The sequence below is a fragment of the Gordonia sp. LMA167 genome (assembly GCF_058130025.1).
The window spans coordinates 6,199,698-6,214,610 of sequence record NZ_CM176708.1 but is presented as its reverse complement, the minus strand read 5'-3'; the positions used below and the strand labels follow the sequence as shown (position 1 = coordinate 6,214,610).

15 protein-coding genes are annotated in these 14,913 nt (G+C 68.0%); 10 read left to right on the top strand and 5 right to left on the bottom strand.

All coding sequences use genetic code 11. From position 1 onward, the window contains the following. Nucleotides 1-161: 161 nt before the first annotated feature. Nucleotides 162-1,058 carry an HhH-GPD family protein gene (locus ACVT6V_RS27870; RefSeq protein ID WP_489897291.1) on the bottom strand — a complete coding sequence of 299 codons (897 nt, stop codon included), beginning with the start codon at nt 1,056-1,058 and terminating at the stop codon, nt 162-164. On the opposite strand from ACVT6V_RS27870, the gene ACVT6V_RS27865 reads away from it, so the two are divergent. Together ACVT6V_RS27865 and ACVT6V_RS27860 are read left to right on the top strand one after the other, a co-directional pair. Next, entirely contained in the window at nt 1,057-1,701 is a 645-nt protein-coding gene (locus ACVT6V_RS27865) for a carbonic anhydrase (RefSeq protein ID WP_489897290.1), read from the top strand. The genes ACVT6V_RS27870 and ACVT6V_RS27865 overlap by 2 nt on opposite strands. 115 nt (nt 1,702-1,816) lie before the next feature. Further along, entirely contained in the window at nt 1,817-2,590 is a 774-nt protein-coding gene (locus ACVT6V_RS27860; protein ID WP_489897289.1) for a hypothetical protein, read from the top strand. A 68-nt stretch (nt 2,591-2,658) separates the two neighbouring features. Here the strand turns inward: ACVT6V_RS27860 and ACVT6V_RS27855 are convergent, their stop codons facing one another. Next, complete coding sequence (locus ACVT6V_RS27855; protein WP_489897288.1) at nt 2,659-3,666, bottom strand: LacI family DNA-binding transcriptional regulator; 1,008 nt, start codon at nt 3,664-3,666, stop codon at nt 2,659-2,661. Nucleotides 3,667-3,783: 117 nt separating this feature from the next. On the opposite strand from ACVT6V_RS27855, the gene ACVT6V_RS27850 reads away from it, so the two are divergent. Further along, nucleotides 3,784-4,971 carry an acyl-CoA dehydrogenase family protein gene (locus ACVT6V_RS27850; protein WP_489897287.1) on the top strand — a complete coding sequence of 396 codons (1,188 nt, stop codon included), beginning with the start codon at nt 3,784-3,786 and terminating at the stop codon, nt 4,969-4,971. Next, nucleotides 4,968-6,128, top strand: a complete 1,161-nt coding sequence (locus ACVT6V_RS27845; protein ID WP_489897286.1) for a CaiB/BaiF CoA transferase family protein — start codon at nt 4,968-4,970, stop codon at nt 6,126-6,128. Before ACVT6V_RS27850 ends, ACVT6V_RS27845 begins: the two co-directional genes overlap by 4 nt. A gap of 221 nt (nt 6,129-6,349) precedes the next feature. Here ACVT6V_RS27845 and disA read toward each other — a convergent pair whose 3' ends face one another. Beyond that, nucleotides 6,350-7,432: a DNA integrity scanning diadenylate cyclase DisA gene (gene disA, locus ACVT6V_RS27840; protein ID WP_489901045.1), complete on the bottom strand. Its 1,083-nt coding sequence runs from the start codon at nt 7,430-7,432 to the stop codon at nt 6,350-6,352. 70 nt (nt 7,433-7,502) lie between these two features. Here disA and ACVT6V_RS27835 point away from each other — a divergent pair, with 70 nt between their 5' ends. Beyond that, complete coding sequence (locus ACVT6V_RS27835) at nt 7,503-8,051, top strand: PaaI family thioesterase (protein ID WP_489897285.1); 549 nt, start codon at nt 7,503-7,505, stop codon at nt 8,049-8,051. A gap of 6 nt (nt 8,052-8,057) precedes the next feature. Here the strand turns inward: ACVT6V_RS27835 and radA are convergent, their stop codons facing one another. Together radA and ACVT6V_RS27825 are read right to left on the bottom strand one after the other, a co-directional pair. After that, nucleotides 8,058-9,434, bottom strand: a complete 1,377-nt coding sequence (radA, locus tag ACVT6V_RS27830) for a DNA repair protein RadA (RefSeq protein ID WP_489897284.1) — start codon at nt 9,432-9,434, stop codon at nt 8,058-8,060. 158 nt (nt 9,435-9,592) lie between these two features. Beyond that, complete coding sequence (locus ACVT6V_RS27825; RefSeq protein WP_489897283.1) at nt 9,593-10,195, bottom strand: copper chaperone PCu(A)C domain-containing protein; 603 nt, start codon at nt 10,193-10,195, stop codon at nt 9,593-9,595. Between the two features lie 367 nt (nt 10,196-10,562). Between ACVT6V_RS27825 and ACVT6V_RS27820 the strand changes: the two genes are divergently transcribed. The 5 genes from ACVT6V_RS27820 to rlmB all read left to right on the top strand — a co-directional run bounded on the left by ACVT6V_RS27820 (nt 10,563) and on the right by rlmB (nt 14,819). Next, complete coding sequence (locus tag ACVT6V_RS27820; protein WP_005169342.1) at nt 10,563-11,051, top strand: CarD family transcriptional regulator; 489 nt, start codon at nt 10,563-10,565, stop codon at nt 11,049-11,051. Between the two features lie 129 nt (nt 11,052-11,180). Next, complete coding sequence (gene ispD, locus ACVT6V_RS27815) at nt 11,181-11,867, top strand: 2-C-methyl-D-erythritol 4-phosphate cytidylyltransferase (RefSeq protein ID WP_489897282.1); 687 nt, start codon at nt 11,181-11,183, stop codon at nt 11,865-11,867. Next, nucleotides 11,864-12,331 (top strand): 2-C-methyl-D-erythritol 2,4-cyclodiphosphate synthase, encoded by a 468-nt coding sequence (gene ispF / locus ACVT6V_RS27810; RefSeq protein WP_489897281.1) that lies wholly within the window; start codon nt 11,864-11,866, stop codon nt 12,329-12,331. Before ispD ends, ispF begins: the two co-directional genes overlap by 4 nt. Nucleotides 12,332-12,466: 135 nt before the next feature. Then, nucleotides 12,467-13,861, top strand: a complete 1,395-nt coding sequence (gene cysS, locus ACVT6V_RS27805) for a cysteine--tRNA ligase (protein WP_489897280.1) — start codon at nt 12,467-12,469, stop codon at nt 13,859-13,861. 1 nt (nt 13,862) lies between these two features. After that, a complete protein-coding gene (rlmB, locus tag ACVT6V_RS27800; protein ID WP_489897279.1) occupies nt 13,863-14,819 on the top strand; it encodes a 23S rRNA (guanosine(2251)-2'-O)-methyltransferase RlmB in 957 nt (318 codons plus the stop codon). Nucleotides 14,820-14,913: the final 94 nt, after the last annotated feature.

Genomic DNA, 14,913 nt, shown 5'->3' with positions numbered 1-14,913 from the left:
CGCTCGCAGGCTCGTTTGTCAGCTCAGGGACCGGGTGGACGCTTGCAGGCTCGTTTGCAGCTCAGGGACCGGGTGGACGTCGCGGGCTCGCTGCTCAGGGGCCCGGGTGCGTTGCGGGCTCGCTCGTCAGGGACCGGGTGGAAGTCGCGGGCTGCCGGGGGTCAATCGGCCTCCCCGGCAAGGCAATAGCGGTCGTTGTCGGTGAGCTCGACGAGCCCGTCGACGAGGAGGGAGTCGAGTGCGCGGTCACGCTGTGCCGTGTCGGTGGTCCAGACGACGTCGAGTTGTGCGCGCGTGACCGGTTTGTCGGAGCCGCGCAGAACGTCGAGCAGCAGTCCCCGTACCTGCCGATCGGTGCCGGCGAACTTCTGCACCTTGCGTGGGGGGCCGGTGTGGGCGGGACGGCCGAGTCGTACCCAGGTGCAGTCGGTCAGTGGGCACGCGTCGCAGCCGGGGTTGCGGGCGGTGCAGACCAGCGCGCCCAACTCCATGAGCGCCGCAGAGAATCGTGGGGCGTTGTCGGCGGGGGTGCCGTCGGCGTTCTGGGGGAGGAGCACCTGCGCGTCGCCGAGGTCGGCGCGTGCGGGGTTGCCCGGCTGTTCGCGACCGTGCACCGCGCGGGCGATGACCCGGCGCACGTTGGTGTCGACCACCGGGACCGGCTGCCCGTAGGCGAAACAGGCGACGGCGCGAGCGGTGTAGTCGCCGATGCCCGGCAGCGTCAGCATCACCGCCACATCCTCGGGGACACGGTCGTCATGCTCGGCGGCCAGAACGGTCGCGCACTCGTGCAGGCGGAGCGCACGTCGCGGATAGCCCAGCTTGCCCCACGCCCGCAGCACCTCGCCTGCCGACGCCGCCGCCATCGCCGACGGCACCGGCCAGCGCGTCACCCACTCGCGCCACGGTCCGACCACCCGGGAGACCGGGGTCTGCTGCAACATGATCTCGCTGATCAGGATCTGCCAACCGGACAGTCCGGGCTCGCGCCACGGCAGGTCGCGCTCGTGGAGGTCGAACCAGCCGAGCAGGGCGGCCGATGGCACACTATTCGTCATGACTGACCTGACACCCACCGAGGCCTGGAAGATCCTGCAGGACGGGAACGATCGGTTCGTTGCCGGCGATTCTCAACATCCCAGTCAGGGTATCGAGGACCGCGAACGACTGACCTCGGGGCAGCATCCGCATGTCGTGTTGTTCGGTTGCTCGGATTCGCGGCTGTCCGCGGAGATCATCTTCGATCAGGGCCTCGGTGACATGTTCGTCGTTCGTACCGCCGGCCAGGTCATCGACGCGGCGGTGCTGGGTTCGCTCGAGTTCGCGGCCGAGGTGCTCGAGGTGCCGCTGATCGCGATCCTCGGTCACGACAGTTGTGGCGCGGTCAAGGCCACCCTCAACGCTCTGGACAATCTGCAGATCCCCGGCGGATACATCCGTGAGCTCGTGGAAAAGGTGAGCCCGAGCATCCTCGCCGGACGCAGTGAAGGGCTGACCCGGGTCGACGAGTTCGAGGCGCGGCACGTGCTAGAGACCGGGCAACAGCTGATGGAACGCAGCCGGATCATCGCCGACCGGGTCGCCGACGGCCGCCTCGCCATCGTGGGATTGACCTACCAGCTCGGCGAGGGACGTGCGCATGTCCGCGGTGTCCTCGGCCAGATCGACGGCGTGGAGATCGTCGACGTCGCGCGCGGCTGACCCTTCTCGTCGGGGCTGAACCCCTACTTGAGACTTTCCGCCGGTCAGGGCCGGTTTCGCGACACGCCGAGCAGGGTCGGACGGTCGTTTCACGGCTGCCGTTAGCGTGGGGGCCGTGATCGAACCGCACGGCCCTCTGCCACCCGAGATCTATTGGCGACGTCGAGTCGTCGCGGTGGGTGGCGCAGTCGTCGTGATCGGTCTGATCATCGGTCTGATCATATGGGCGACCAGCAGTGGCGGCGGCGAACCGAAGAGCGCCGCGGCGGCGTCATCGGTCGCATCCTCGACGGCCTATTCCACCGAGTCCTCCGAACCGTCGGCGAGCGCCGAGGTGTCCGGCGGTGGCTCTGGTGGCGGTGTGGCGGGTGGCAACAACGCGGCCGGGGGCCCGAACGACGCGTCGGCATCGGCGTCGGGATCTGCGGTACCGGAGGCCGGTGACGCCTCGAGCACACCCGGACCGGTGCCGGCGTCAGGTCTGTGCCCGGACGCGAACATCTCGGTGGTCCTCTACACCGACAAACCCACCTACACCACCGGTGACCAGCCGGTCTTCACCATCGTGACGACCAATGCGGGCCTCACCGAGTGCACCCGTGACGTCGGCAAGGCCGCCCAGGACGTGGTGGTCCGCAACCTCGACGGCACCCGGACGTTGTGGTCGGCGCGGGACTGCTCGCCCCTGCAGACGGTGAACAACGTGAACCTCAAGCCGTCGCAGCAGGTGCGCGACACCATCACCTGGTCGGGCACCACCAGCAACCCCGGCTGCGACAAGCCGCGCGTGCCGATCCCCGTCGGTGCCTACCAGGCCATCGGCAAGATCGGCGAAAAGGAATCCGCGCCGATCACGTTCAACGTGGTCGCTCCGGCGCAGCGTCCCTAGGCCGGCCGCACTGGTCTCCGGTTCAGTAGAAGGCCGGTCGGGAAGCGAGCTGTTCTTCCGAGACCGGGCTAGGTGGTCGCGCGTGCCATCAGCGTGACCGGCAGGCGCATCGTCTCGGCTTCGCGGCCGTCCACCAGATCCAGAAGTCGGCGCACCGCGGCGACGCCGATCTCGTGGGCAGGGGAGCGGACCGTGGTCAACGGCACCGGCAATTGCGCAGCGACCGGTATGTCGTTGTAGCCGATCAAGGCGACATCGTCGGGGATGTGCAGGCCGAGGTCGCGGGCCACGCCCATCACACCGATGGCGATCGTGTCCGACACGGTGAAGATCGCGCGTGGGCGGTCGGCCCGGTCGAGCAGGGTGCGGCCCGCCTCGATCCCACCGTCGACCTCGAACGACGAGTGGACAATGCGGTCGGGTGGCAGTCGCACGCCGACGTCGGCGGCGGCCGCGAGGAAGCCTGCGAGCCGGTCGGACGCCGTCGTGGCGTGGGTGGGTCCTGCGATGACGGCGACGTCGGTGTAGCCGCGATCGATCAGGTGCCGGGCCGCCAACTGGCCGCCGTACCGGTCGTCCCCACCGACGAACGGCAGCCCGGAATCGGCGTGCCGGGTGACCGTCATCATCGGAACCGACCCGATCGACAACGAGTCGATGAAGGGTCGGGCAGGCGCGTGCAAGCTGCTGATGAGCAACCCGTCCACCTGCCGTCCCACCAGCAGTTCGATCGCCCGGCGTTGGGCGTCGAGATCATCGGGCGGGCTCGACAGCAGGACCGAATAGCCGGCTCGTGACGCTGCCTCCTCGATGCCCTGATAGGTCGTGGCGACCACCCCGTCGGTCAGGCGGGTCATCACCACGCCGAGCGTCGTCGTCTTGCGGGTGCGCAGGCTCGCCGCCCACAGATTGGGCTGGTAGCCGAGCTGCTCGGCGACTGCGCGGACACGTAGCGCCGACGCCGACCAACCGTCGGCGGGTTCCGGCTGGCGCAGGACGCGGGATGCGGTCGAGACGTGGACACCGGCGCGCTCGGCAATCTCCTTGAGCGTCGGCGCCCTGTTGGTCTCACGCATCCTCGGTTTGCCTCCCCGCGTCGACGGCCGGTTGTCGCACGTTGACGAACCACATCCGTTGGACTTACCTTAGTCGATGCAAACGTTCTTGCAATCGTTCTCACCACGGAGGCACCGATGTCCCGACCGCAGACCCTGACCGAGCTGTTCGCGCTCGATTCGCTCCTCGACTCCGAGGAGATCGCGATCCGCGACACCGTCCGGAAGTTCGCCGACGAGCGGCTGCGGCCGCATGTGGCGGACTGGTTCGAGGCCGGTGCTCTGCCGGCCCGTGACATCGCCAAGGAGCTCGGGTCGCTCGGCGCGCTCGGTATGCACCTCGAGGGCTACGAGTGCCCGGGTACCAGCGCGACCGCCTATGGTCTCGCCTGCCTGGAACTCGAGGCGGTCGACTCCGGCATCCGCAGCCTGGTCTCGGTGCAGGGGTCGCTGGCCATGTTCTCGATCCATCATTGGGGCAGCGAGGAGCAGAAGCAGGAATGGCTGCCTCGGATGGCCGCCGGTGACGCCATCGGTTGCTTCGGGCTGACCGAGCCCGATTTCGGGTCCAACCCGGCCGGCATGCGGACCAACGCGAAGCGCGACGGTGACGACTGGGTGCTCAACGGCACGAAGATGTGGATCACCAACGGATCCATCGCCGACGTCGCGGTGGTGTGGGCGCAGACCGATCTCGCCGACTCACCGCGCGGCATCCGCGGCTTCGTCGTCCCAACCGACACGCCCGGCTTCTCCGCGCCGGAGATCAAGAAGAAGCTCTCGCTGCGTGCGTCGGTGACCTCCGAGCTGGTGCTCGAGGACGTCCGGCTGCCGGCGTCGGCGATGCTGCCGAAGGCGGAGGGTCTGCGCGGACCGCTGACCGCACTGGGCGAGGCGCGGTTCGGCATCATCTTCGGCGCGATGGGGGCCGCCCGCGACTGCCTCGAGGCCGCCATCGACTATTCCCAGTCGCGCCACGTCTTCGACAAACCGCTTGCGGGATACCAGATCACCCAGACGAAGATCGCCGACATGGCACTCGAGGTCGGCAAGGGACACCTGCTGGCGTATCACCTCGGCCGGCTCAAGGACCGTGGCGAGATCACCCCGGAGCAGGTCAGCACCGGCAAGCTCAACAACGTCCGCGAGGCCATCGCCATCGCACGCGAGTGCCGGACCATACTGGGCGCCAACGGCATCACGCTCGAATACCCGGTGATCCGTCATGCGAACAACCTGGAGTCCGTGCTCACCTACGAGGGCACCTCCGAGGTGCACCAGCTGACCATCGGCAAGGCGCTGACCGGTGAGGGTGCCTTCCGGTGAGCAACGTCGACGGTCGCGTCGGCGCGCTCGCCGGCCTGGTCATCGCCGACTTCGGTCGGGTGTTGGCGGGACCGTACGCGACGATGTTGCTCGCCGACCTCGGCGCCGAGGTGATCAAGGTCGAGCGGCCGGGTAGCGGTGACGACACCCGTGCCTGGGGACCGCCCTGGGTCGGAGATCCCGACGCCGCCGAGTCGTCGTATTTCCTGTCGGTCAACCGCAACAAGGAGTCGGTGGCCCTGGACCTGACCGATGACCACGGGCGCAAGGCCGCGCGACAGCTCGTGGCGCGCGCCGACGTCGTGGTGGAGAACTTCATGCCCGGCACGATGGATCGGCTGGGCCTCGGATACGACGCGGTGTGCGAGATCAATCCGGACGTCGTGTACTGCTCGGTCACGGGATTCGGGGGCAACAATCAGCTGCCCGGCTACGACCTGCTGATCCAGGCGGTCGGCGGCCTGATGAGCATCACCGGGCCCGACCCGGACACGCCGACGAAGGTCGGTGTCGCGATGGTCGACGTCATCACGGGACTGCATGCCGCCGTGGGCATCCTGGCCGCTCTGCGGCACCGGGACCGCACCGGCGAGGGGCAGCGGATCGAGGTCAATCTGCTCTCGTCGCTGCTGTCCGCATTGGTGAACCAGACGTCGGGTTACGTGGCGGCCGGCGTCGTGCCGCACGCGATGGGCAACCGTCACCCGAGCATCGCGCCGTATGAGGTCTTTGCCGCCGCGGACCGGCCACTCGTACTCGCCGTCGGCAATGACCGTCAGTTCACCGCGCTCGTCGATGTGCTGGGACGGCCGGAACTCGCTGTCGACGAACGGTTCTCGTCGAACAAGGCGCGGGTGGCCCACCGGGAAGAGCTGGGGGAGATCCTGAACTCGTTGCTCGCCACCGACACCGCCGACGCCTGGTTCGCGGTGCTCACCGAGCGGCGGGTGCCGTGCGGCCCGCTCAACGACATCGCCGACGCGATCGCGCTGGCCGAGCGACTGGGACTGGACCCGGTCATCACCATCGACGATCCGCGGCGGGAGACCCCGATCCGGCAGGTGGCCAACCCGATCCGGCTCTCGGCGACCCCGGCTGCATACCGGTCGGCACCGCCGCGGCTGGGGGAGCACAACCCGGCTGCGCAGGAGGCGTAGCCGCGCAGCTTCACCTCTGCTGGCGACCGCCCCTGCTGAAAACGCCCCCTGCTGCTGACCGCCCCTGCTGGAAACCGCCTTGCTCGCGAGCCACTCCTGCTGGAAACCACCCTCCAGCGGCCCGCTGTCGGCGGATCGCCGACACCGGCCCGCTCGAGGGTGGTTTTCGGGTGGTGGCGGTGGGGGCAGACCAGCCGACCAGCCGGCCCGGCGCGGTCGGCCTACTCGTACCGCTCGATGCTGCTCTCCGCCAGCCGCGAGAGCCCCTCGCGGATGTGGCGGGCCCAGATGCTGCCGATGCCCTCGACCGCCTGCAGGTCGGCGGCACTGGTCGCGAGCAGCGCCTGCAGGGTGCCGAAGCTGCGCACCAGCCGGTCGATGTGGGCGAACTGCAGGCGGGAGATGCGGGCGAGCAGTCGGTAGCCGCGCGGACTCATCGCGGTGTCCTGCGCCTCGATCGTCGTCGGATAGCCGAATGCGCCGGCCAGCAGGGTGATGTCGAGCAGGTCGGCGTCGGAGAGCTCTTCGACCGTCTCGAGCGCCTGCCGGACCTCCTCGGTGCTGGCCGGTTCCGGGCTCGCGTAGTAGTCGCGCACCAGCAGTTCACGCATGGTGTCGTTGTCGCTGATCAATTCCTCGAGCTGCAGACTGACCTGGCGGCCGTTGACGCCGAGCTCGAGCACGTACTCCTCGATCTCGACCGACACCCGGCGGACCATCTCCATGCGCTGCGCCGTCGACATCGCATCGCGCAGCAGCACATAGTCCTCGATCTCGGCGCGGGAAAGCGCGGCGATCACCTCGTCGAGGCGCATCTTGTAGCGCTCGAGGGTCGCCAGCGCGACGTTGGCGCGGGACAGGATGGGATCCGGACTCTCGACGACCCGTCGCTGGCCGTCGACGTAGACGCTGACGATCGACATCGACGCACTCACCGAGATGACCGGATGCCGCGTCTGGATGGCGGTGCGCTCGGCGGCGCGGTGGCGCGTACCGGATTCCTCGGTCGGGATCGAGGGGTCCGGCACCAGCTGCACATTGGCGCGGACGATGCGTTTGCCGTCGGTCGAGAGGACCACGGCCCCATCCATTTTCGCGAGCTCGCGCAGACGGGTGGGGGCGAACTCGACATCGAGGTGGAAGCCGCCGTCGCAGATCTTCTCGACGTCCGAGTCGTGGCCGAGCACGATCAGCGCACCGGTGCCGCCGCGCAAAATGCGTTCGAGGCCGTCGCGCAACCCGGTGCCGGGTGCCACCCTCGCCAGGGTCTCCCGGGTCAACTCGGACTTCGCGATCTCGGCCATCTCGCCCTCTCTGCGGTACACGACGATGCGCTCACCCCGCACTGAACTGCTCCGACTAGGGTAACGGGACGTGAAGAGCAGTTTTGTGGTGCCCACCGAGCTCGATCCCGTCGAGCGCCATCCGAAGGCCGTCGGACCGGGCGAGCGGATGCGGATGCACAACCCGATGTGCTTCGGCTGCGGCGAGGAGTCGCCCGGCGGTCTCCGTCTCGAGATGTACGCCGGTGAGGGCTTTACGGTCGACGCCTCGATGACGGTGCAGCCCGGATTCGAGGGGGGCCCGGGCGTCATCCACGGCGGCATCCTCTCGACGGCCTTCGACGATGTGATGGGCATGGTGCCGCTGCTGGTCGGACCGTCCGCGGTGACCGTCCATCTCGAGGTCGACTACCTGCGCCCGATCCCGGTCGGCTCGGTCCTGCAGATCCATGCCGCGTTGCTCGGGCGGCAGCGTCGGAAGATCTACACCGAGGGAGTGGCGCACATCGGCGATCCCGATGCCCCGGTCGCGATGGCGCACGCGATCTTCGTGACGATCAACGCCCGCGAACACTTCGCCGAGCACTTCGAGAACAGTCAGCTCGCCGACGAATACAAGCAGCGGCTGTCGCGGCCCTGACGGTTCTCAGAACGGCGCGTCGACGACGCTGCTGAAACCGGCATTGACGGCCTGGTTCAGATCACCCACACGGGTGACCTTGATTCCCGACGGCTGGTTCTCGTCGGTGCCGGCCGGGATGATCGCATGGCGGAACCCGAGACGTTTGGCCTCGGCCACCCGACGGGCCACCGCCGACACCCGCCGGACCTCACCGGCCAGTCCGACCTCGCCGATGGCGACCGTGTCATGCGGCATCGGCCGGTTGTTCACCACGGAGTACACCGAGAGGGCGATCGCCAGGTCGGCGGCCGGCTCGGTGACCTTCATCCCGCCGACGGTGGCGACGTAGACCTCCTGGTCGGCGACCTTGGTTCCGAGGCGGTTCTGCAGGACGGCCAGGACCATCGCCACACGCGCCGAGTCCAGTCCGGAGACCGCACGGCGCGGCGTCGCCATCGTGCTCTTGTTGGTCAGCGCCTGGATCTCACCGACCAGGGCACGTTTGCCGTCCATGGTGACCATCGTCGTCGAACCGGTGACGTCGGCGTCGCGTTGATGCAGGAAGATCCCCGACGGGTCGGGCACCTGGTGGATGCCGTCGTCGCGCTGCTCGAAACAGCCGACCTCATCGGACGCGCCGAAGCGGTTCTTGATGCCGCGCACCATCCGCAGGCTCGAGTGGCGGTCGCCTTCGAAGGAGAGGACGACGTCGACGAGATGCTCCAGCGACCGCGGGCCGGCCACGGCCCCGTCCTTGGTGACATGCCCGACGAGGACGACGGCGATACCGCGATTCTTGGCCATCGACACCAACGCGGTGGTGACCGCCCGGATCTGTGTGACCCCACCGGTGACGCCGTCGCTACCGGTCGCGACGACTGTCTGTACCGAATCGACGATGACCAGCGAAGGATTGACCGCGTCGACGTGACCGAGGATCGTCGCGAGATCGGATTCGGCTGCGAGATAGACGTTCTCGTGCACCGCATCGGTGCGCTCGGCACGCATGCGCACCTGGCCGGCGGATTCTTCGCCGGTCAGGTAGAGCGCTGTCTGACCACGCTGGGCCCAGTGTTTGACGGTCTCGAGCAGCAGGGTCGACTTGCCGACGCCGGGTTCACCGGCGAGCAGGATGACCGACCCGGGGACCACCCCGCGTCCGAGGACACGGTCGAGTTCGTCGATGCCGGTGGCGATCGCATGTGAGCTGTTCGCGTCGATCTCGGTGATCGGTCGGGCCGGGCTGGTGGGCGTGATGCCGCCGACGCCGTTCGGTCGCGCGGCGGCCGCGGCCACCTCGTCGACCGTGCCCCACTCGCCGCACTCGGGGCAGCGGCCGACCCATTTGGCGACGGTGTGCCCGCAGGCGCTGCAGCGGAACGACGACTTGGGTTTGGCCACGCGATCACAGTACTGGCGCGGCCCGACAGCGAGGGTTCGGCCTTACCGAGGCCGACACGAACGAATCCACCCCACCTGTCGCGCGTCGGTTTCCGCGTGCGGAAGGTGACCGACGACAGATGGGGTGGATCGAAAAAGCGATGGAGACCCGGAACGGCTCAGTGGCCGCCGGTGTGCTCGTCGGCGGGTGCCTCGGCCTCGCGGATCTTGTCCTGACGTTCCATGTAGGTACCGGCGTCGACCGGGGTGTTGACCGTGCCCGTGCCGGAATGCTGGAAGCGGAAGATCAGCGGGGTCGTGAGTCCGGGGGCCACGGTGTCGCCCGCGCCGGACAGCGTCACGGTGAGTCGCTTCTCCTCGTCGGTGTTCTGGACGCCCTCGGGCTCGAGCAGACCGACCGGTTTCCCCGCCCGCAGGGCCTGGCCGGCGTCGATCGAGGTGTCGCCCACGATGGTCACCTTGCCGCCCTTGGGGGCCTCGATGGCCATCAGACGGTCGTTCTCGATCGGGTCGATGTTGCTGATCGTGAAGGCGATCTCGAACGGTCCGCCGTTGCCGAACACCTCGTCGGACTTCTCGGTCGGATACATGATCTGCACATCGCGCAACTGCATCGCACCGATGTTCGCGGTGTTGCCGTTGACCGCGGGCTCCTGATTCGCCGTCTGCGAGATCTGGCCCGCCCCACAGGCTGTGGTGCCGAGAGCGAGTGCGATACCGAACGCGGCAACCGCGGTGGCCTTCACCGCTCGCCCACTCACCGAACGCCCATCGACATTTCGCACAGCCGAACGCCGAGCGGTTTTCCGAAGCACTGACACCCGTTCCTCCCAGGTAATCGAAGGCCGACACGCACGTGACGCGAACCCTGCACTACGCAGCGTAGTGGGCCATGCCCGCAAAAGTCCGATCGGGTGTCGGATTGGTGTCTTGTCGCAGGGTGGACCGGGGGCAACCGCGACGACCTCAACGGGTGTCCGTGGGGGCCGACATCGCCCGGTTTGTGCCGGTCCGTACACTCGGTCAGGGCCTGCTCGCAGGCTGTTTCAGGGCGTTGACCTGCACCGTTGGGTGTGCCCTCTCGGACGCCCGTGCTAGACTGGCTGTACTCGAAAGGGGCATGGAACATTGAACTTCAAAGTTGGCGACACCGTTGTCTACCCCCATCACGGTGCTGCCCGAGTCGAAGACATCGTGACTCGGACCATCAAGGGTGAACAGATCGAATACCTTGTTCTCAAAGTCGCCGATGGTGACATGACCGTTCAGATCCCTTCGACAAAGCTGGAATACGTCGGCGTGCGCGACGTGGTCGGTGAAGAGGGTCTTGATCAGGTTTTCCAGGTGCTTCGCGCCCCGCATACGGAGGAACCCACCAACTGGGCCCGCCGATTCAAGGCGAACCAGGAAAAGCTCATCTCCGGCGACATCATCAAGGTTGCCGAGATCGTTCGCGACCTGTGGCGTCGTGAGCAGGATCGTGGACTGTCGGCAGGAGAGAAGCGCATGCTGACCCGTGCGCGTCGTGTCCTCGTCGACGAACTGTCACTGGCGCAGAACACCGATGACGAGAAGGCGACCAGCATTCTCGACGAGGTGCTCGCTGCAGCGTCCTGACGCAACTTCTGTGACCGTCATCCCGGCCGACGGGGTTCGTCCCCCTGGTCTTTGCTCGTCCCCCGCAAGTGTGCGGACGACGAACCGAAATCAGGCGGACGGACCGCGCGTAGGCAGTGAGCTGCCGGCATGTCGGTGAGTGTGATCATCCCGGCCGCAGGGTCGGGAACCCGGCTCGGCGAGTCGGTTCCGAAAGCCTTTGTCGACCTCGGTGGTCGGACCATCCTGGAAATGTGTGTTTCCGGGGTGTTCGACGCCGAGGTCGCTCAGTCTGTGGTGGTCGTGGTACCCGCCGAACTGATCGACGACGCCCGACGACTCGTGCCCGACGCCATCGTGGTGGCCGGCGGCGACCACCGGTCGGATTCGGTGCGGGCGGGGATCGACGCCGCAGGTGCGACATCCGACATCGTCCTGGTGCACGATGCGGCCCGGCCCCTGACGCCGCCTGCGGTCTTCGCGCGCGTCGTCGACGCCGTGCGGGGCGGGCATCCGGTCGTCGTTCCGGGACTCCCGGTCGCCGACACCCTCAAGCAGGTCGAGCCGGCCACGTCCGGTCCGGAGGCCGTTGTCGCCACCGTCGACCGCGAACGACTTCGCGCCATCCAGACTCCGCAGGGCTTCACCCGAGACGCCCTTGCGCGCGCGCATGCGGACGATTCGGGTCTGGCCACCGATGACGCGGGTCTGGCCGAGCGTTGTGGAATCCCCGTGCATGTGGTGGCCGGCGATCCGCTGGCCATGAAGATCACCACGCAATGGGACCTACGCATCGCCCGCGACATCGTCGCGGAGTCGTCGGGGGCGCACTCATGAGAGTCGGGATCGGGAGCGACGCCCATCGCGTCGATGCGGACTCCCCGTGCTGGATGGTCGGTCTGTACTTCCCCGACACGCCCGGGTGTGAAGGCCATTCTGATGGTGACGTCGGCGCCCACGCGCTGTGCGACGCCGTGCTGTCGGCAGCGGGTCTCGGCGACGTCGGATCGGTCTTCGGGACCGGTCGACCGGAATGGGCCGGGGTATCCGGAGTGGTGATGCTCGAGCACGTCCGCAGATTGGTGACCGAGGCCGGCTTTCAGGTCGTCAACGCCGCCGTCCAGGTGATCGGCAACCGGCCGAAGATCGGCCCGCGCCGGGACGAGGCGCAGCAGGTCCTCGGCGCGGCACTCGGCGCCCCGGTATCGGTGTCGGCGACGACGACCGACGGACTCGGTATGACCGGTCGCGGCGAAGGCGTGGCCGCGGTGGCCACGGCACTGCTCGACACCACAGAGTGACCACAATCGTCCCCCTGACGGCCTGCCGACGGAAATGTCCCTCGGATGCCCGTGTGGGAGACGATTTCGACCATCGGTACGGGCGACTCGCGGCGAGGGCGGGCCCAGGGGGCCGACCAGGTAGGATTGCACGTCGTGACCCTGCGCCTGTATGACACCGCTGCCCGAGAGGTGCGCGACTTCGTGCCGCTTCGCCCCGGCCATGCCTCGGTGTACTTGTGTGGCGCGACTGTCCAGGGCATTCCCCACATCGGTCATGTGCGCAGCGGCATCGCCTTCGACGTGCTGCGCCGCTGGCTCGAGCACAAGGGTCTCGACGTGCTGTTCGTCCGCAACGTCACCGACATCGAGGACAAGATCCTGCGCAAGGCGGCCGAGGCCGGTCGCCCGTGGTGGGAGTGGGCGGCGACCCATGAACGCGCCTTCGATTCCGCGTACGACGCGCTCGGCGTTCTGCCCCCGTCCGGGGAACCGCGCGCCACCGGATTCGTCACCCAGATGGTCGAGTACATGGAGCGCCTGATCGACCGCGGGCACGCCTACGAGTCCGACGGCAACGTCTACTTCGACGTGCTGAGCCTGCCCGACTACGGGTCGTTGTCGGGGCACAAGCTCGAGGATGTGCACCAGGGGGAGAGTGCCGGCACCGGCAAGCGGGACCCGCGCGACTTCACCCTGTGGAAGGCGGCCAAGCCCGACGAGCCGTCGTGGCCCACACCGTGGGGTCCGGGGCGACCCGGGTGGCATCTCGAATGCTCCGCCATGGCGACATCACTGCTCGGTGCGGAGTTCGACATCCACTGCGGTGGAATGGATCTCATCTTCCCGCACCATGAGAACGAGATCGCCCAGGCGCATGGCGCCGGTGATCCGTTCGCACGTTACTGGCTGCACAACGGCTGGGTGACGATGAGCGGCGAGAAGATGAGCAAGTCCCTCGGCAACGTCGTCTCGATCCCCGCGATGCTCGAGCGGGTGCGCGCCGTGGAGTTGCGCTATTACCTGGGCAGCGCCCACTACCGATCGATGCTCGAGTACTCCGACGGTGCACTCACCGAGGCCGCGGCCGGATATCGCCGCGTCGAGTCCTTCGTGACGCGCGTGTCGTCGCGGGTCGGAGACGTGGCCGTCGGCGACATCCCGACCGAATTCGCCGCGGCACTCGACGACGATCTGGGTGTGCCTGCCGCGTTGGCGACCGTTCACAATGTGGTCCGCCAGGGCAACACCGCACTCGAGTCCGGCGACGGCGCGGCCGCGTTGACGGCTGCATCGTCGGTGCGCGCGATGATGGGCATCCTGGGCGTGGATCCGCTCGACGACCATTGGGTCGATGAAGGCGAAGACGAATCGGCCGCCACCACCGCGCTCGACGTTCTCGTGCGTGCCGAGCTTGCCCGCCGCGCTCAGGCGCGTGCCGACAAGGACTGGGCGACAGCGGACTCGGTGCGGGACCGACTCGCCGAGGCCGGTATCGAGGTCACCGACACCCCCGATGGTGCTCAGTGGTCGCTGAAGGGAACCTCCTGACATGGCCGGAAACTCCAAACGTCGCGGCGCAGTTCGTAAATCAGGTACCAAGAAGGGGCAGACCACCGGGTCCGGCGGGCAGCGTCGTCGTGGCCTGGAAGCTCGCGGGGCCACTCCGAAGGCGGTGGATCGCCCCTACCATCCGGCTCACAAGCGCGCGAAGGCCGCGTCGAAGTCGGTCGCCGGACGCAGCGGCGGTGGCCGATCACGCAAGGAAGACGGTCCCGAGTACGTCCTCGGCCGCAATCCGGTGCTCGAGTGTCTGCGCGCCGGCGTGCCGTCGACGGCGCTGTACCTGGCGACCAACTCCGAACCCGACGAGCGGGTTGCCGAAGCGGTGAAGATCGCCGGCGACAAGGGCGTGGCAATCCTCGAGGTCGGCAAGCCCGAACTCGACCGCCTGTCGGCGAATGGACTGCATCAGGGCATCGCGCTGCAGGTGCCCGAATACCGTTACGCGCACCCCGATGATCTGATGCGCGACGCGATCGACAGCGGTACGCCGCCACTGCTCGTCGCGCTCGACAACATCACCGACCCGCGCAACCTCGGCGCCGTGATCCGCTCGGTCGCCGCGTTCGGTGGACACGGCGTGGTGATCCCGCAGCGCCGCAGTGCGAGCGTGACCGCGGTCGCGTGGCGCACCAGCGCGGGTGCCGCCGCTCGACTGCCGGTGGCGCAGGCGGCCAATCTGACCCGGACGCTGAAGGATTGGGCGGCGACGGGTGCTCAGCTGGTCGGGCTCGACACCGAGGGGGATGTGACCCTCGACGACTACGACGGCACTGGACCGACTGTCATCGTCGTCGGCTCCGAGGGCAAGGGGCTCTCGCGCCTGGTCCGGGAGAATTGCGACTCGATCCTGTCCATCCCGATGGCCGGTGACGTGGAGAGCCTGAACGCCTCGGTCGCTGCCGGCGTGGTGCTGGCCGAGTTCGCCCGCCAGCGCCGCCACTAGTCGCCGACAGAACCCCGAATCGCGCCGACAGAACCCCGAATCGCGCCGACAGAACCCGCTTCGTCGCCGACGGAACCCCGAATCGCGCCGACAG

Bases quoted from the DNA above. Each gene is read 5' to 3' on its own strand.
- ACVT6V_RS27850 (WP_489897287.1), top strand. From the start codon at position 3,784: ATGTCCCGACCGCAGACCCTGACCGAGCTGTTCGCGCTCGATTCGCTC.
- disA (WP_489901045.1), bottom strand. From the start codon at position 7,432: ATGGCCGAGATCGCGAAGTCCGAGTTGACCCGGGAGACCCTGGCGAGG.
- ACVT6V_RS27870 (WP_489897291.1), bottom strand. From the start codon at position 1,058: ATGACGAATAGTGTGCCATCGGCCGCCCTGCTCGGCTGGTTCGACCTC.
- ispD (WP_489897282.1), top strand. From the start codon at position 11,181: ATGTCGGTGAGTGTGATCATCCCGGCCGCAGGGTCGGGAACCCGGCTC.
- ACVT6V_RS27865 (WP_489897290.1), top strand. From the start codon at position 1,057: ATGACTGACCTGACACCCACCGAGGCCTGGAAGATCCTGCAGGACGGG.
- ispF (WP_489897281.1), top strand. From the start codon at position 11,864: ATGAGAGTCGGGATCGGGAGCGACGCCCATCGCGTCGATGCGGACTCC.
- rlmB (WP_489897279.1), top strand. From the start codon at position 13,863: ATGGCCGGAAACTCCAAACGTCGCGGCGCAGTTCGTAAATCAGGTACC.
- ACVT6V_RS27855 (WP_489897288.1), bottom strand. From the start codon at position 3,666: ATGCGTGAGACCAACAGGGCGCCGACGCTCAAGGAGATTGCCGAGCGC.